Origin of the sequence: Carboxydocella thermautotrophica (genome assembly GCA_003054495.1) — a bacterium.
Lineage (GTDB): Bacteria > Bacillota.
Genome location: CP028514.1, coordinates 661,889 through 678,005, shown reverse-complemented (window position 1 = coordinate 678,005; position 16,117 = coordinate 661,889). Strand labels below are relative to the sequence as shown.

Here is a 16,117-nt window from a genome sequence, read left to right as displayed (position 1 = left end):
CACCACCTTTAAAACAGGTCTTTTTTCCTGAAATAGATGGCTAGCAAGACAGATAGTAATAAAGATAAAATGATTGTCATCAGGAAAGCATGGGGATAATTTTGCATCGGAATACTGACATTCATGCCAAAGAAACTGGCAACCATAGTAGGTATCGATAAGACAAGAGTAACCGATGTTAAAAATTTCATTACAATGTTAAGATTGTTGGATATGATGGAAGCAAAAGCATCCATCATTCCACTCAAAATATTACTGTAAATGTGGGCCATTTCAATAGCCTGCTTATTTTCTATTATAGCATCTTCCAGTACATCTTTGTCTTCTTCATACATGTTTAAAATTTTTAAGCGCAGCATTTTTTCCATCAGCAGTTCATTAGCTTTCAAGGAAGTAGTGAAATAGACCAAACTCTTTTCTAAATCTAATAGATTAAAAATTTCTTCATTTTTCATTGATTGGTGCAAAATGGATTCTATTTGTTCCCGTTTACGGTTAATCATGCGCAAATACTTTAAATAATAGCTGGCGATTTGTTGAAACAGTTGAAAAACGAACCTAGTTTTCTTATAGGTGAAAAAACCTTTGACTTTTTCCCGTTTAAAGTCTTCAATCACAGGGCTCTGTACACTGCACACGGTAATTATAAATTCATCTCTAACAATGATAATACCTAAAGGTACCGTATAAAAATCCTGATCACTTTCACTGTAAGGAATATCCACAATGATCAGGATCTGGTCTCCTTCTTGATCAATGCGAGCTTGCTCATCCAGATCAAGAGGGTGAAAAAGAAATTCCCTCTTTACCCCTGTATGCTCAACCAGCAGGTCGATCTCATGAGGCTCAGGTGCTGTTACATCAATCCAAACCCCTTTGGTAATCTGGCTTTTTTGCAGAGAATTATTATTAGTTTCGGTGATGAAGATTTCCACCATGGATAACACTCCTTTGCCAATATACTTCGTAAATCGTCACTGTTATCTTTTCCTTTACTTCCATCCATGCTCTTCATCACCTCCAAAAAAAAAACTTCCCGAAAATGGGAAGCCAAGTTTCATCTTCACTCCCCACTCGTTTGAGTTTTAGCTCTGTATAGCTAGGCTGTTCGCCAGCCACATTAGATAAAGCCTTAAGCCGGCCATATCTGCTAACCCATTGGTGTCTCTCGACATTTCTGGGCAGTGGCATCTGTCTATACAGTAGCCTCACCTAACGAGGAATTATTTATTTCAATTATTATTATACGCTCCTCTTTCTTTGCCCGTCAACCAGCCAGTTAAAATTTTTTACTGCCAGCCACCAGGTTCCCAGCCAGAAGACTCCTGCCGCAAAGCCCGCCAGCACATCACTGGGATAATGTACCCCCAGATAGACCCGGCTTAAACCAATACAGAGAAACAAAAATACCGCCAGGGCTGCTGCCATTCTGTTATATGGCCGGGGTAGCAGCTTCCAGGCCCAGTAAGCCAGCAATCCATAGGCAATAATCCCGATCATGGCATGGCCGCTGGGAAAACTAAAACCACTGGCCTCAGTTAACCAGGGCCGGGGTGGCCGGGGACGATGAAAGAGGCGCTTCAAACTCTCCTCCAGCGCCACTCCGCCAATGAGTACAGCCCCGGAAAGCTGGGCTGCCCGCTTCCCGGCCTGAGAATGCCCCAGCAGCCATAAAGCCAGCAAACTCAGAGGAATAACCGCCTTACCGCTGCCCATAAAGGTAATAGCCCGCATTAGTTCGGTCAGCCAGGGCTGGCGCCAGCCCTGAATCCAGCCTGACACCAGGGAATCAAAAGGGTAAAGCTCATGATAGATTAGATCCTCAGCCAGTTTGGCAAACCAGAACAGTCCCAGCCCGGTCAAGGCCCAGATCAGTACCATTTTTTTCTTCATTTCGCTCACCTCTCCAGGTTCTTGCCGGTAATAAAGGCTTTAGCCACCAGCTGCTCTCCCTGCCGTACTGTTACTTCAATTTTGGCTACCCGACGGGAGGTGGAAAGGACGGCAGCCTCTACTTCTACCTGCTGGTCAAAGGGTACCGGCTCTATATGTAACAGAGTTAGGCTCTCGGTGGACAAGTCCAGACGTTTGCGGCGTTTAAGGGCTATATAAGCGGTGGAATTAATCAATGTAACCAGCACACCTACCGATGCAAAGCCAAATTCATTGGTCATAAATTCTGTAATTTCCCCCAGCAGCTTCACCCCCAGCTCGGTATCTTCCATGCGAAAACCGGAAAGGACAATATTATCCAGGGTATCAGTTATATGGGGCTGCTTCTGCAGATGCTGGTAGGCATTGATAATATCCTGCCGGCTGAGCACCCCCACTGCCCTGCCCCTGTCATCCACTACAGGTAGCAGCTCCTGGCCCTCCCAGATCATCAGACGGGCGGCATGACCAATGGAGACATCCTGTTCAACTGTAACTGCCGGCCGCATTACCGCCGAAATCGGTTCATCCTCTTCCCGACCAAACACATCTACGGGGGTAACCAGGCCAATAACCTCCCCGGCCTCGTTCAAAACCGGGAAACGGCTGTGGTGATATTTCTCCACCGCGGCGTGCCAGTCTGCAATCCGGTCAGTTGCTTTTAAATAGCGAAACTCCCGCACCATAGCATCTTCTACCAGCACAATCTCCTTGTCCGGCATGGCTGCCAGCAGGGCCCGGTTAATAATACTGGTCACAGCAAAAGTGTCATAGGGGGTGGAAATGACCGCCCGATTTTTTTGCCGGGCCAGCTGGATAATCTCTTCTTCCGGGGTAAAGCCCCCGATAATCAGCAGATGGGCCCCCAGCTCCAGGGCCGCCCGCTGAGCATCAGTACGGTTACCCACAATAAAGACACTGCCCTCTTCAACATAATGGGGCAATACATCCACCGTTGACGCTCCAATTGTAAAAGCTTTAATCCCTCGGCTCAAATACTCTTCACCTGTAAGCACTGTACCCTCAACCAGGCGCTTGATTTCAGCCAGGGTTAGATCCTCAATTTCCCGTGCCTCCGGAGTTTCGATCCGTACTGTACCTACTTTGGGAATGGAACTGACCAGCCCCTGGGCCTCCGCCTCCTTGATGGCCCGATAGGCTGTACCATCACTTACTTCCAGCTCCCGGGCAATTCGCCGCACCGAAACCTTGGTTCCAACCGGTAATGCCTCAATATACTGCAATATCTGCTCATGTTTGGTTTGTGGTGCCATGGTCCGCACTCCTTCCTCTCCTGTGTTGCATAACAACCCGATTGTGCTACCATTATTGTATCATAGTTTTCCCTGCTGGTACAATCGACTTACCCATCATTCGCCTCCATTATTTCCAGTTCCCGGGATTTTATGCGCTGATCCCCGATTTCCGAATAAAGAATCCCTGCTAAAATCAATGTCCCTCCCAGCCACAGCTGCAGGGTTGGTGTCTCTCTTAGAAAGACAAATGCAAACACCGCTGTAAAAACTGGCTCCAGAGTAAAGATTATAGCTGCCCGCTGGGCCGATGTAAAGCGCTGGCCCCAGTTTTGCAAAAATAATACCAGACCGGTGGCTATTACCCCCATGTACAGTAAACCCAGCCAGGTTGCCTTTCCGGCCATCAGCCAGCTTTCCCCGGTCCACCAGGAGAACAGCCAGCAACCCAAACCGATCACCAGTAACTGCAGCCAGGTAAAGGGGCCGGTAGGGTAGCGGCCGGCATAACGGGAAACCAGCACAATATGGAGGGCAAAGGCAATGGCACACAGCAGGGTCAGTACATCTCCCCGGTTAAACTCGCCCTGCACCAGTTCCGGAGACCAGGAAAGCAAAGCCAGCCCGGTGAAAGCCAGCAGTGACCCCAACCAGACTGCCCGGGAGGGCTTTTGCCCGTAAAGGAAAAAAGCTACTACCGGGGTTAATACCACAGCCAGGCCGGTTATGAAAGCTGACTTGGAGGCAGTAGTGCTCAATAAGCCCAGGGTCTGCAGAACAAAGCCAGCGCCCAGAACCAATCCCAGCTTGATCCCTGCCCACCAGCCCCCCGCCGGCAGGGCTTTAATCTCCCGCCAGAAGATCACCCCCAGCACCAGAGCCGCAATGGTAAACCTGATGGCCAGATAGCTAAATGGCGGCATCTCCCCCAGCCCCAGCTTAGTCACAATAAAAGTAGTGCCCCAGATCAGGGTCACTACCAGTAAAGCCAGCTCCCCTTTATTTTTCAGCAATTTTTTCGCCTCCTTTATCTTCTCCTATTATAACTGAATTTGGCAAAGTTTGCACCAGCAGTTAAAATATAATCAGAAAATTATTTCAGGAGGTTGAGAGCTATGAAGATTACATTTCTCGGTCATGCCGGCTTCTGGCTGGCAGGAAACCAGACTCGAGTTGCCATCGATCCGTTTCTGACCGGCAATCCCGTCGCCAAACATCAGCCCGGGGAAATCCAGGCCGAATATATCCTGGTCAGTCACGGCCATGGTGATCACCTGGGAGATAGTGTGGCTATCGCCCGCCAGAGCAATGGCACCATTGTCAGCGTTTTTGAAATCGCCAACTACTGTGCCACCCAGGGGGCCACTGTCCATCCCATGCATATCGGCGGCAGCTACAATTTCGGCCCGGTGAGAATCAAGCTAACCCCGGCTCTGCATGGCAGTTCCAGCGGCGAATACCCTGCCATCTATCTGGGCAACCCCTGTGGCTTTATCGTGGAAATGGATGGCTTGACCCTCTATCATTCCGGCGATACGGGACTCTTTGGAGATATGGCCTTGATCGGCCGCCGGCATGTGCTGGATGTAGCCTTTATCCCCATCGGGGATAATTTCACCATGGGTCCTGATGATGCCCTGGAGGCGGTGAAAATGCTTACCCCCCGTTATGTGATCCCCATGCATTACAACACCTGGCCCCTGATCGCCCAGGATGCCACCAGTTTCAAACAGCGGGTAGAAGCGGAAACAGGAGCGGAAGTAATTATCCTTAATCCGGGTGAGAGCTGGAAAATACAGTAAAAATATGACAACGTCTTCACAACATCTTCACAAAATCTTCATAAATTCGACATATTTTAGCCAAAAATGTATATTACACTATGTAATAGATAAACTAATTAATAGCGAAGGGGGACTGTATTATGAAAAAAACAATTGTAACCTTTGTAACTGCAGCTGTGCTGGCTGTGCCATCTTTGAGTTTCGCTGCTGAAACTCAGTTTAGCGACATAACCAACCATCCCGCCGCCCCTTATATTCAGTTCATGCAAAGTAAAGGAATGGTAAAGGGCACGGGAAACGGCCAGTTTCATCCCGACATGAAAATGGACCTGAAGCATCTCAACCGTTTACTTACCAGAGTATCCGGCAAAGAAGCCAGCCTGACCATGACTCACCGGGTAGCAGTAATTAAAGGTATTGTAGATCTGTTCGGTTTAAATAGCGCCGCTGAGGCTTTAACCGCTGAAGAAACCACCGCACTCCTGTCTGCATACAATGACCAGCAGGACATCCCGGATGCAGACCGCAAGCCCGTTGCTTATCTCGTACAGCAAGGTGTACTGGTGCCTGCAGAGGAAAACAACCAGTTGCGCCCCCATCAGGAAATTACCCGCGCCGAAGCAGTAACACTGCTGGCCAAACTGGCCCAGAAAAATTTAATAACCTCAAACAACAGTCCCGAACTGGCTGATAAAATGATGGATGCAAAACAAACCAGCATGAATATGAAACAGGGCATGATGAAGGAAAAAATGGCTAAAATGATGGCTGAACAACAGACCAGAATTATGCAAATGGAAAAAATGCTGTCTACGATGAATGGTGAACAGAAAGAAAAAATGATGCAATTAATCAAAGACATGAAAGCCATGATGGCAGAAATGAAAATGATGATGGCTGAATCCGGTATGATGGGACAAACTGGCCAGCCCCATCCCACCGGGCATAAAATGTAAAAGAGGGCTCTTAGCCCTCTTTTTATTCTATTACTACCAGCACTTCATTCATACCCACGTTCTGGCCTTCACTGACCAGCACTTCCTTAACGGTACCAGCCTGTTTGGCAGCAATTTCATTTTCCATTTTCATCGCTTCCAGTATCACCAGCACCTGCCCGACATCTACCTTATCCCCCGGCTTGACCTTTACACCTTTGATTACCCCCGGCATGGGAGCAGTAACCTGGCCGTTGCCACCGGCAGCCGGTGCCGGGGCAGCCATCGCAGGAGGCGGCGGTGTCGCCGCCGGTTGCGCCGGACGCTGAATGGTGGCCGGCGTCTGGGCCCCGGCTTCAGTGGGCAGTTCCTCCACCAAAACTTCATAAGCTATGCCATTAATGGTTATTCGCAACTTTTTCATGCATCTCTCCCCTTCCTACCTCAGCAGTCTGCTTTGCATCTGCTGATACAATCCCAGCACTCGCCAGGGACTGCCGCCAGCCAAACCGCCGTCCCTGTCTGCTCTCCTGATTTCTCTTATCTGTAACGGCTTGCCATCACTGACTGCATCCACGGCTGCAGCAATCACTGCCAGCAATTCCGGGGTCAGTTCCCCTCCGGTCCCGGCCACCCTCTGATTGTCACTGCCGGTAACCGCCTTTACCGCTTCAGGTCCAGGTCGAGGTACAGCCTCAGCCACCGGCGAGCGCACCGCTGCTTTTTCCTTGGGTGCCAGGGGTCCCATGCGGGTAGTGAGGAAATTGGTATAGACCTCCCCTTTCTGAAAATAGAAATTATCCAGCACCTGTAGATGAAAGGGGATGGTGGTAGTTACTCCTTCAATGAGAAATTCCTTGAGACAGCGGCGCATGCGCTGAATGGCTTCCTGCCGGTCATGCCCCCAAACAATCAGTTTGCCGATCATGGAATCGTAGAAGGGAGTAATAGTATACCCCTGGTAAGCTGCACTGTCCAGCCGCACCCCGAAACCGCCCGGCGGACGGTAAAAGGTGATAGTACCTGGATTGGGCAGGAAATTGTTAAAGGGGTCTTCGGCATTGATCCGGCATTCAATGGCATGGCCGCGGATCTGGATATCCTTTTGCTCATAACCCAGAGGCTCTCCGGCCGCAATGCGAATTTGCTCCTTGATCAAATCGATTCCGGTAATCATTTCAGTCACGGGATGCTCTACCTGAATCCGGGTGTTCATTTCCATGAAATAAAAGTCGCCATCCCGGGTCAGGAGAAATTCCACCGTGCCAGCACCGGAATAGTTAACGGCCTGAGCTGCCCGGACCGCCACTCCCCCCATGATTTCGCGCAAGCGGCTGCTGAGGGCAGGAGACGGCGCTTCTTCAATCAATTTCTGATTCCGGCGCTGTACCGAACAGTCCCGTTCTCCCAGATAAACTACGTTGCCGTGGTTATCAGCCAGAATTTGAAACTCGATGTGACGGCAGTTCTCCAGATATTTTTCCAGATAGACATCAGGATTATTAAACCAGGTTTGGGCTTCAGAACGGGCTGCCCGCCAGGCCTCGGCAAACTCCGACTTCTGCCGGACAATCCGCATCCCACGGCCGCCCCCGCCGGCAGCTGCTTTTAACAGCACAGGAAAGCCCATTCTGGTAGCCAGTTTCAACGCTTCTGCCTCCGACTCAATAATAGCTTCACTGCCTGGTACTACCGGCACTCCGGCCTTGATCATGGTTTCCCGGGCCACCGCTTTATCCCCCATGGCTTCGATGGCCTCCGGGGAGGGGCCGATAAAGACCAGACCGTTTTCAGCACAGCGCCGGGCGAAATCAGCGTTTTCCGCCAGGAAGCCATAGCCGGGATGCACCGCCTGGGCACCAGCTTTGACAGCCACCTCGATGATTTTTTCCGCCTCCAGGTAGCTGCGGGGGCCCCCGAGACAATAGGCCTCATCGGCCAGCTGCACATGCAAACTATGGGCATCCGCTTCGGAATAAACGGCCACAGTGGCGATATCCAGTTCATGACAGGCCCGGATAATCCGAACCGCAATTTCTCCCCGATTGGCAATCAGGATTTTTTTAAACACGGCTCTCCCTCCTTTAGAACGGAATATTGCCGTGTTTCTTCGGCGGCCGGCTTTCCCGTTTATTGCGCAGCATGTGCAGGGACTGAATCAAGCGGGCCCTGGTCTGCCGGGGATCGATAACGTCATCCACCAGCCCCTTGGCACAGGCCACATAGGGGTTGGCAAACCTTTCGCGGTATTCCGCCGTCCGGCGCGCCCGCACTTCCTCTGGATTATCGGCACTGTTGATTTCATCCTTGAAGATGATATTGGCTGCACCATCGGGACCCATAACGGCGATTTCCGCTGTCGGCCAGGCCAGGGCCACATCAGCCCCCAGCGAGCGGCTGCACATGGCCACATAAGCTCCTCCGTAAGCCTTGCGTAAAATCACCGTCATCAACGGCACTGTCGCCTCTGAGTAAGCGTAAAGGATTTTAGCTCCGTGACGAATAATACCCCCGTATTCCTGGGCCGTGCCCGGCAAAAAGCCAGGTACATCCACAAAAGTGATGATGGGGATATTGAAGCAATCACAGAAACGGACAAACCGGGCGATTTTGTCCCCGCTGTTGATATCCAGACAACCGGCCAGCACTTTGGGCTGGTTGGCCACAATGCCCACACTGTAGCCATCCAAACGGGCGAAGCCCACCACACAGTTTTCCGCCCAGTAGCGATGAACTTCGAAGAATTCGCCCCCATCCACTACTGCCTGGATGACATCCCGGACATCATACTGTTTGTTAGGTTCTGTGGGCACGATTTTCAGGATGTCTTCCGCCCGGCCGAAGGGCTCCCGTGGCTCCACCCGGGGCGGTTCCTCCATATTGTTCTGAGGTATATAGGAAAGGAGGGTGCGTATCTGCCGCAAACAGTCCTCTTCATTATGAGCCAGGAACTGGGCCACCCCGGAAACATGGTTATGGGTCATGGCACCTCCCAGTTGTTCAGTGGAAACATCCTCCCCGGTAACAGCCTTAATCACCTGCGGACCGGTGATAAACATCTTGGAAGTCTCCTGCACCATAAAGATAAAATCGGTGATAGCCGGGGAATAGACGGCTCCACCGGCACAGGGCCCCATAATGGCCGATATCTGGGGTATCACCCCTGAGGCCAGGGTGTTGCGGTAAAAGATATTGCCATAAGCGGAAAGGGCCATCACCCCTTCCTGGATACGGGCACCCCCCGAATCATTGAGCCCGATCACCGGGGCCCCCGATTTCATGGCCAGGTCCATGATTTTGCAAATTTTGAGAGAATGCATTTCCCCCAGGGCCCCGCCATAGACGGTAAAATCCTGAGAAAAAACGTAGACCAGCCGGCCATTGATGGTACCATAACCGGTGACAACCCCTTCACCCAGCTGTTCATCACTCTTGCCAAATTCCGGCGCTTCCCCCTGGACAAACATATCGGTTTCCACAAAGGAGCCTGGGTCCAGGAGCAGCTCAATCCGCTCCCGGGCTGTCATTTTACCGGCCATATGCTGGCGCTGGATGCGCTTGATTCCGCCCCCTAGCTTGAACTTTTCCCGGCGGGCGGCCAGTTCTTGCAGTTTTTCTTCAATGGTCGCCATTATTTCCCCTCCTGCCGTTCACAAAGTTCAATCAAGAGGCCCTGGGTGCCTTTGGGATGGAGAAAAGCAATTCTGGCTCCTCCTGCCCCCTGGCGTGGGGTCTCATCGATCAGCGGAACCCCTTGCGCTTTCAGTTCCGCCAGTGTCTGTTCCAGGTTTTCCACCCGGAAGGCCACATGCTGCAACCCCGGCCCTTTGCTGGCAATGAATTTGGCAATGGGGCCATCGGGGTCAGTTGATTCCAGCAACTCCACCTTGGTTTCCCCGACAGGCAGGAAGGCCACCCGGACTTTCTGGGCCGGTACCTCCTCAATTCCCTTCACTTCCAGGCCCAGAATATCCCGGTAGAGAGCCAGCCCCTCTTCTAAGGAGCGGACGGCAATGCCCAGATGGTCAATTTTCTTCAGCATGACCATCACCTCCCAGCCGCTCTTGAATAAACTCCACAATAGCGGAAGTGGGCGTACCAGGAGTGAATATTTCCGCCAGACCGGCCGCTTTCAGGCCCGGGATATCTTCCTGTGGTATAATCCCCCCGCCAATCACCAGTATGTCCTCAATCCCCTGGGCCCGCAGCAGTTCCATTACCCGGGGAAAAAGCTCATTATGGGCTCCGGACAGGCAACTGAGCCCGATTACCTGCACATCCTCCTGAATGGCCGTGGCCACAATCTGTTCCGGAGTTTGCCTGAGCCCGGTATAGACCACTTCCATGCCGGCATTTCTGAGCGCCTGGGCTACGATTTTTGCCCCCCGGTCATGACCGTCCAGACCGGGTTTGGCCACCAATACCCTGATTTTTTTCTCCACCTGCTACCCCCCTCTTTCTCCCATAACTCTATATTGTCAAATGCTGCTGATGTTCTCCGAACACCCGCCGCAAAGTATCGCAAATCTCTCCCAGAGTAGCATATACTCTGACCGCCTGCAGGATGGCAGGCAGCAAGTTATCCGTGCTACAGGCCGTCTCCTTCAGGTTTTGCAAGGCATTAGCAACTGCCAGGTTGTCTCTCTCCTGTTTCAAAGCCTGTAACCGGGCCACCTGTTCCTTTCCTACCGCCGGATCCACCCGCAGGATTTGCGGCTGTTTTTCCTCCGGCAGCACGAACTTGTTGACTCCTACGACAATCCGCTCTCCGGATTCGATTTCCATCTGGTAGCGGAAGGCTGCTTCCTGAATCTCCTTCTGCTGGTATCCCAGCTCAATAGCCCGGACTGCCCCGCCCATTTCCTCAATTTTGTTCAGGTACTGCCAGACCCTGTTCTCAATCTCAGAAGTCAAGGACTCAATGAAGTAAGAACCAGCCAGGGGATCAATGGTATCCGTTACCCCGGTTTCATAGGCGATCACCTGCTGGGTCCGCAGGGCAATCAGAGCTGATTCCTCGGTCGGCAAAGCCAGGGCCTCATCCCGGGAATTGGTATGCAGGGATTGGGTTCCCCCCAGAACTGCACTCAAAGCCTGGAAAGCCACCCGCATTATATTGGTATCAGGTTGCTGGGCTGTCAGGGTACACCCTGCCGTCTGGGTATGGAAGCGCAACATCCAGGAGCGGGGATTTTCCGCCTTAAAACGTTCCCGCATGATTTTGGCCCAGATCCGGCGCGCTGCCCGGAACTTGGCGATTTCCTCAAAGAAATTGGAATGGGCATTAAAGAAGAAAGATAAACGGGGTGCAAAATCATCCACCTTCAGCCCGGCTTTGATGGCTGCTTCCACATAGGCGATGCCATTGGCCAGGGTAAAAGCTACTTCCTGAACCGCCGTCGAACCCGCCTCCCTGATATGATAACCACTGATACTGATGGTATTCCAGTTGGGTACATGCCGGGAACAGAAGGCAAAAATATCGGTAATCAGGCGCATGGAGGGTTCCGGCGGGAAAATATAGGTTCCCCTAGCGATATATTCCTTGAGAATATCATTCTGGATCGTGCCATTGAGCTGTTCTGGCCTGACCCCCTGTTTTTCCCCTACCACGATGTACATAGCCAGCAACACTGCTGCCGGGGCATTGATAGTCATCGAGGTGGAGACTTTATCCAGGGGTATGCCTTGCAAAAGAATTTCCATGTCCTGCAGGGAATCGATAGCCACCCCCACTTTGCCTACCTCCCCCCGGGCCATGGGATGATCGGAATCATAGCCAATCTGGGTAGGCAGGTCAAAAGCCACCGAAAGCCCTGTTTGACCCTGTTCCAGCAGGTAATGGAAGCGGCGGTTGGTTTCCGCAGCTGTGCCGTACCCGGCATACTGGCGCATGGTCCAGAATCGGCCCCGGTACATGGTGGGCTGAACCCCACGGGTAAAGGGATATTCCCCCGGGAAACCCAGCTGTTCCAGATAATCCAGGTCTTTTGTATCTTCCGGAGTGTAAAGTCTTTTGATCTCAATCTCTGAAGTGGTAGCAAACTTTGCCTGTCGCTCCGGTGTCCTGGGCAATATCTTTTCTTCCACTTTCTTTTCCCAGGCTGCCAGTTTCTCCCTCATTACCTCGCCCCCTCCTTATTTCTTGAGCGCCTGCTTAAGCAATTCCGGTACCTGCCAGGGCAATTCCGCTACCCGGGCTCCTGCTGCCGTCAGAGCCTCCACCTTGCTGGCAAAAGTGCCTTTGCCCCGTTCCACAATGGCCCCAGCATGGCCCATACGCTTGCCAGGAGGCGCGCTCTTGCCGGCCAGGAAGGCCACCACCGGTTTGGTCATGGTCTTGATATATTCCGCCGCCACCTCTTCAGCATTACCGCCGATTTCCCCGACCAGGATCACCGCTTCCGTGTCCGGGTCAGCCTCCAGCTGTTGTAACACATCGACAAAGGACAGCCCCACTACCCGGTCACCGCCCAAGCCTACTACGGTAGATTGCCCCAGCCCCTGTCGGGTCAGGTTGTAGACGATCTCATAGGACAGGGTGCCACTGCGGGCTACTACCCCTACTTTACCGGGCAGGAAAATCTGGTTGGGCATAATCCCCATTTTGCACTGACCCGGAGAAATGATCCCGAAGGTGTTAGGCCCGACTACAGTTGTCCCCCGTTCCCGGGCAAAAGCCATGATTTCCATTTCATCATGTAAGGGCACATGCTCGGTAATGATAACCACCGTTTTTAGACCGGCATCTATGGCTTCAAAAGCTGCATCCTTTACCAGTGGCGCCGGTATGAAGATAATGGAAGCTGTGGGCTGAACCGCTTCCACCGCCTGAGCTACCGTATCAAATACCGGTACCCCATGCACTTCCTGTCCGGCCTTGCCCGGGGAAACCCCGGCTACGATATTGGAACCATAAGCCAGCATCTGGCGGGTATGAAAACTGCCCTGATTACCGGTAATCCCCTGCACCAGTACCCTTGTATCTTTGTTAATAATAATCGCCATCTCCCTGCTCCCCCTTAACCTGCTTGTTTGGCCAGTTCTACCACTTTGGCCGCTGCTTCTGCCATGGATTCATAGGCTTCTACCCCGATTTCCTTCAGGATAGCCACCCCTTCTTCCTGGTTGGTTCCCACCAGGCGAATCACAACCGGCACAGTGATGCCCAGTTTTTCCTTGACCCTGACGAAAGCCCGGGCCACATCATCACAACGGGTAATCCCGCCAAAGATGTTGATCAGTATGGCTTTGGGCTGAGTGGAAAGAAGAATTTCCAGGGCCCTGGCAGTGGCCTCTTCACTGGCACCGCCGCCAGCATCCATGAAATTGCGGGCTCGCCCGCCATAATATTGCAAAATATCCAGGGTGGCCATGGTAATCCCGGCTCCATTGGCCATAACAGCGATATCCCCGTCCAGCTCTACGTAAGAAATCCCCAGTTCATGGGCCAGCCTCTCCCGTTCTGTCCGTTCCTCCACCCTGGGCAATCCTGCCGGATAGCGGAAAGCCGCTTCATCATCAATGTTAATTTTGCCATCAGCAGCCAGCAATTTGCCCTCACTTATCACCAGAGGATTGATTTCCACCAGTTCACAATCATAGCGGCGGAAGATCTGCCACAATTTCTGCAGGAGCACAGTCATCTGCTTGTATATATCTCCAGCCAAACCCAGCCGCCGGCTGATTTCCCGGGCCAGATAGGGCATAATCCCCCGGTTGATATCCAGATGCAGCTTGACCAGGTATTCTTCCGGCACTTCCTCGATATCCATGCCCCCCTGGGCCGATGCGATTAACAGGGGTCTGCGGGCGCTGCCATCCACTGTAATCGCTACATAGATCTCCTTTTCGATCCCTATCTTTTGTTCCACCAGCAAGGTTTCCACCCGATAGCCCTTGATTTCCATGTTCAGCAATTGCTCTGCCACCTGGAGAGCTTCTTCCGGAGTGCTGGCAAACTTGATGCCTCCCGCTTTGCCCCGGCCCCCTACCAGCACCTGGGATTTCAAAGCCGCCGGCCCGAGTTCCGCCACCGCCCGGGCTGCTTCCTCAGGGGTGTTCGCCACTCGTCCAGCCGGCACAGCAATGCCTTCCTGGCGAAAGATTTCCTTGGCCATGTACTCGAACAACTTCATCCCCTATCTCCTCCTTTACTCCCTTTTGTTGTCTATCACTCAAAGACAAATGCCCATATTTGTAGCTTGTCTTTGCCGTGACTATAAGTTATGCAAAAAACAGGCCAAAATTAAGATTTTTCAGTAAATTCAAGTGATAAAAATAAGTAGATGGCAATATTTTGCCAGACAACCTCCCGACTCCGCAATCATTTGCAGAAACTATCTGCAATTTTTTTCAGTAGTCTGCAAATAAATTCATAGCGCAAAATGGCTATTGAAATTGTAGCGAATTTATTCTACAATTATAACGATTTTGTGTTGAACGTGTCTAAGGAGGCACCAGAGCAGTGGTTAGAAAGTTTGCCATCTACAGTATTGCAACAATGATAATCTTAGGTGCAATCCTGGGTTTTGATTTGAATAATACCATTAAAGAAACGGCCATCTGGCTGTTCAAGCAGCAAATCAAGGCTCAGCAACTGCCTTTAATGCGTGATCATATAAATTCGACGGACTTTGCTGCCATTCCTGCTCCCAGGCGATTGGCTGAGCTGGATAATTTCTTCAATGCCTATCTGGCCAGCAACCAGGTCTTGCTCATCAAGCTCTGGAACTCGCAGGGAATGATCGTCTATTCCACTGATCACAAATATATCGGAAAGCAGGAACCCAATAACCCGGATATCAAAACCGCATTAAGCGGACAGATCATAGCAGAATTTACCGATGACTACTCTGCTACCGCCCATGCCGAAGCAGCCGGCCTGACCAAAAACTATCAGGAATTAATTGAAGTCTATCTGCCCATCGAAATCAATGGCAAGATTACCGGCATATATGAAGCCTACTGGAATACTGAAGAACTTTTTGCCAAACTTAAACAGGTGGCCCTTAGCGTCTGGGGCCTGATTGGAGCCAGTTTTTTCATCCTCTTTATTGTCCAGTATCGCATTGTCTTTGGCGCGGCCAACACCATTTCCCACCAGAAAAATGAACTGGATCGCATTGAAAAACGCTTGATCCGTTCTCTCAGTGAACAACAACAAATCTACCGGGGTACCATCCAGTCCCTGCTGGCCGCCCTGGATGCCAAGGACCATTATACCGCCGGTCACAGCCTGCGAGTGGCAGACTATGCCCTCCTGCTGGGTAAAAAAATCGGTTTACCCGCCGAGAGACTACGAATTCTGGAGGAAGCTGCCCTGTTCCATGATATCGGCAAAATCGGTATTCCCGAACACCTGCTGGGTAAGCCGACAGACCTTACTAAAGAGGAATATGCCGCCATGCAAACTCATGTCCGCATTAGCAGCCAGATTATTGGTGTGATGGACGGTTTCAGTCAACAGGCCCGCATCATTCTCCACCACCACGAACACTGGGATGGATCCGGTTATCCTGTCGGTCTGGCAGGAAAGGCCATCCCCCTGGAAAGCCGCATCCTGGCCATAGCTGACACCTATGATGCTCTCACCACTGACCGCCCTTACCGCAAGGGCCTGTCCCGGGATGAAGCCCTGCTGCGGCTGGCAGCGGCCAGCGGCACCCAGTTTGACCCGGAGCTGACCGAACTGTTTATAGCTATCATCCAGAAAAAATAAATTCCCCCTGACTGGCACAAGCTACTGTCAGGGGGTTGTTTTTATACAGTTTACCTCTACTGTTGATATTGTTCCCTTTTACAGTGGTTGCAAATCCCGTAAAATTCCAGGCGATGTCCCCGAATTTCCGCCCCACTCACCGCAGCTGCGGAAGTTTCCAGCTGGTGCATTACCGGCAGTTCCAGGTCATAAACCCGGCCACAGTTTTCACAGACCAGATGATAGTGGGGTACCGGATTGCCATCAAAACGGCTGAAACTGCTGCCATAATTCAATTCCAGAATCTCGCCCATTTCCGCCAGCTGGTTGAGGTTGCGGTACACAGTCCCCAGGGACAGGTTAGGAATCTGCTTGCGTGCCTCCATGTAGATCCAGTCGGCAGTAGGATGAGACCTGGTGGAACGCAGAACCTCAAGGATTATCTTTTTTTGTCTGGTCATCCGGGTCTGTTTCATGGCCCCGTCCCCTCTCATAACGATAATCATTTCTAAT

At 51.7% G+C, this 16,117-nt stretch carries 15 protein-coding genes, 1 pseudogene and 1 riboswitch; of the genes and pseudogenes, 3 read left to right on the top strand and 13 right to left on the bottom strand.

Annotated features, from left to right (window positions below):
• Nucleotides 1-8: 8 nt before the first annotated feature.
• From CTH_RS03360 to CTH_RS03345, 4 genes are all read right to left on the bottom strand, one after another.
• A complete protein-coding gene (locus CTH_RS03360) occupies nucleotides 9-938 on the bottom strand; it encodes a magnesium transporter CorA family protein (RefSeq protein WP_107753032.1) in 930 nt (309 codons plus the stop codon).
• Between the two features lie 124 nt (nucleotides 939-1,062).
• Nucleotides 1,063-1,227: riboswitch (M-box (ykoK) riboswitch) on the bottom strand.
• 15 nt (nucleotides 1,228-1,242) lie between these two features.
• A complete protein-coding gene (locus tag CTH_RS03355) occupies nucleotides 1,243-1,893 on the bottom strand; it encodes a phosphatase PAP2 family protein (protein WP_078664277.1) in 651 nt (216 codons plus the stop codon).
• A 5-nt stretch (nucleotides 1,894-1,898) separates the two neighbouring features.
• Nucleotides 1,899-3,206, bottom strand: a complete 1,308-nt coding sequence (locus CTH_RS03350; RefSeq protein WP_078664335.1) for a DRTGG domain-containing protein — start codon at nucleotides 3,204-3,206, stop codon at nucleotides 1,899-1,901.
• A gap of 89 nt (nucleotides 3,207-3,295) precedes the next feature.
• The gene (locus CTH_RS03345) at nucleotides 3,296-4,198 is read right to left on the bottom strand and encodes a DMT family transporter (RefSeq protein ID WP_107753030.1); all 903 of its coding nucleotides are present in this window, start codon (nucleotides 4,196-4,198) and stop codon (nucleotides 3,296-3,298) included.
• 102 nt (nucleotides 4,199-4,300) lie between these two features.
• Here CTH_RS03345 and CTH_RS03340 point away from each other — a divergent pair, with 102 nt between their 5' ends.
• Both CTH_RS03340 and CTH_RS03335 read left to right on the top strand, forming a co-directional pair.
• The gene (locus CTH_RS03340) at nucleotides 4,301-4,987 is read left to right on the top strand and encodes a metal-dependent hydrolase (RefSeq protein ID WP_078664279.1); all 687 of its coding nucleotides are present in this window, start codon (nucleotides 4,301-4,303) and stop codon (nucleotides 4,985-4,987) included.
• 122 nt (nucleotides 4,988-5,109) lie between these two features.
• Nucleotides 5,110-5,925, top strand: a complete 816-nt coding sequence (locus CTH_RS03335) for an S-layer homology domain-containing protein (protein ID WP_107753028.1) — start codon at nucleotides 5,110-5,112, stop codon at nucleotides 5,923-5,925.
• Between the two features lie 22 nt (nucleotides 5,926-5,947).
• Here the strand turns inward: CTH_RS03335 and CTH_RS03330 are convergent, their stop codons facing one another.
• The 8 genes and pseudogenes from CTH_RS03330 to sucC form a co-directional block, all read right to left on the bottom strand.
• A complete protein-coding gene (locus CTH_RS03330) occupies nucleotides 5,948-6,328 on the bottom strand; it encodes a biotin/lipoyl-containing protein (protein WP_107753026.1) in 381 nt (126 codons plus the stop codon).
• A 321-nt stretch (nucleotides 6,329-6,649) separates the two neighbouring features.
• Nucleotides 6,650-7,975 (bottom strand): annotated as a pseudogene (gene accC / locus CTH_RS03325) (acetyl-CoA carboxylase biotin carboxylase subunit); the annotation flags it as partial.
• 13 nt (nucleotides 7,976-7,988) lie between these two features.
• On the bottom strand, nucleotides 7,989-9,536 hold the full coding sequence (locus tag CTH_RS03320) for an acyl-CoA carboxylase subunit beta (RefSeq protein WP_078664283.1): 1,548 nt from the start codon (nucleotides 9,534-9,536) through the stop codon (nucleotides 7,989-7,991).
• The gene (mce, locus tag CTH_RS03315; protein WP_078664284.1) at nucleotides 9,536-9,946 is read right to left on the bottom strand and encodes a methylmalonyl-CoA epimerase; all 411 of its coding nucleotides are present in this window, start codon (nucleotides 9,944-9,946) and stop codon (nucleotides 9,536-9,538) included. Before mce ends, CTH_RS03320 begins: the two co-directional genes overlap by 1 nt.
• The gene (locus CTH_RS03310) at nucleotides 9,930-10,346 is read right to left on the bottom strand and encodes a cobalamin B12-binding domain-containing protein (RefSeq protein ID WP_078664285.1); all 417 of its coding nucleotides are present in this window, start codon (nucleotides 10,344-10,346) and stop codon (nucleotides 9,930-9,932) included. The genes mce and CTH_RS03310 overlap by 17 nt, the downstream gene beginning before the upstream one ends.
• Before the next feature lie 28 nt (nucleotides 10,347-10,374).
• Nucleotides 10,375-12,027, bottom strand: a complete 1,653-nt coding sequence (locus CTH_RS03305) for an acyl-CoA mutase large subunit family protein (protein WP_078664286.1) — start codon at nucleotides 12,025-12,027, stop codon at nucleotides 10,375-10,377.
• Between the two features lie 15 nt (nucleotides 12,028-12,042).
• Nucleotides 12,043-12,912, bottom strand: a complete 870-nt coding sequence (gene sucD, locus CTH_RS03300) for a succinate--CoA ligase subunit alpha (RefSeq protein ID WP_078664287.1) — start codon at nucleotides 12,910-12,912, stop codon at nucleotides 12,043-12,045.
• Between the two features lie 14 nt (nucleotides 12,913-12,926).
• Nucleotides 12,927-14,042 (bottom strand): ADP-forming succinate--CoA ligase subunit beta, encoded by a 1,116-nt coding sequence (sucC, locus tag CTH_RS03295; protein WP_078664288.1) that lies wholly within the window; start codon nucleotides 14,040-14,042, stop codon nucleotides 12,927-12,929.
• A 329-nt stretch (nucleotides 14,043-14,371) separates the two neighbouring features.
• Here sucC and CTH_RS03290 point away from each other — a divergent pair, with 329 nt between their 5' ends.
• The gene (locus tag CTH_RS03290; protein ID WP_078664289.1) at nucleotides 14,372-15,625 is read left to right on the top strand and encodes an HD-GYP domain-containing protein; all 1,254 of its coding nucleotides are present in this window, start codon (nucleotides 14,372-14,374) and stop codon (nucleotides 15,623-15,625) included.
• Between the two features lie 56 nt (nucleotides 15,626-15,681).
• On the opposite strand, the gene CTH_RS03285 is transcribed toward CTH_RS03290, so the two are convergent.
• Entirely contained in the window at nucleotides 15,682-16,080 is a 399-nt protein-coding gene (locus CTH_RS03285; protein WP_242946581.1) for a Fur family transcriptional regulator, read from the bottom strand.
• Nucleotides 16,081-16,117 lie beyond the last annotated feature (37 nt).

What these genes read in the sequence shown, in the direction of transcription:
- CTH_RS03305 (WP_078664286.1), bottom strand. Translation starts at nt 12,027, where the DNA reads ATGAGGGAGAAACTGGCAGCCTGGGAAAAGAAAGTGGAAGAAAAGATA.
- CTH_RS03340 (WP_078664279.1), top strand. Translation starts at nt 4,301, where the DNA reads ATGAAGATTACATTTCTCGGTCATGCCGGCTTCTGGCTGGCAGGAAAC.
- CTH_RS03320 (WP_078664283.1), bottom strand. Translation starts at nt 9,536, where the DNA reads ATGGCGACCATTGAAGAAAAACTGCAAGAACTGGCCGCCCGCCGGGAA.
- CTH_RS03350 (WP_078664335.1), bottom strand. Translation starts at nt 3,206, where the DNA reads ATGGCACCACAAACCAAACATGAGCAGATATTGCAGTATATTGAGGCA.
- CTH_RS03355 (WP_078664277.1), bottom strand. Translation starts at nt 1,893, where the DNA reads ATGAAGAAAAAAATGGTACTGATCTGGGCCTTGACCGGGCTGGGACTG.
- CTH_RS03285 (WP_242946581.1), bottom strand. Translation starts at nt 16,080, where the DNA reads ATGAAACAGACCCGGATGACCAGACAAAAAAAGATAATCCTTGAGGTT.
- CTH_RS03330 (WP_107753026.1), bottom strand. Translation starts at nt 6,328, where the DNA reads ATGAAAAAGTTGCGAATAACCATTAATGGCATAGCTTATGAAGTTTTG.
- CTH_RS03360 (WP_107753032.1), bottom strand. Translation starts at nt 938, where the DNA reads ATGGTGGAAATCTTCATCACCGAAACTAATAATAATTCTCTGCAAAAA.
- mce (WP_078664284.1), bottom strand. Translation starts at nt 9,946, where the DNA reads ATGCTGAAGAAAATTGACCATCTGGGCATTGCCGTCCGCTCCTTAGAA.
- sucD (WP_078664287.1), bottom strand. Translation starts at nt 12,912, where the DNA reads ATGGCGATTATTATTAACAAAGATACAAGGGTACTGGTGCAGGGGATT.
- CTH_RS03335 (WP_107753028.1), top strand. Translation starts at nt 5,110, where the DNA reads ATGAAAAAAACAATTGTAACCTTTGTAACTGCAGCTGTGCTGGCTGTG.
- sucC (WP_078664288.1), bottom strand. Translation starts at nt 14,042, where the DNA reads ATGAAGTTGTTCGAGTACATGGCCAAGGAAATCTTTCGCCAGGAAGGC.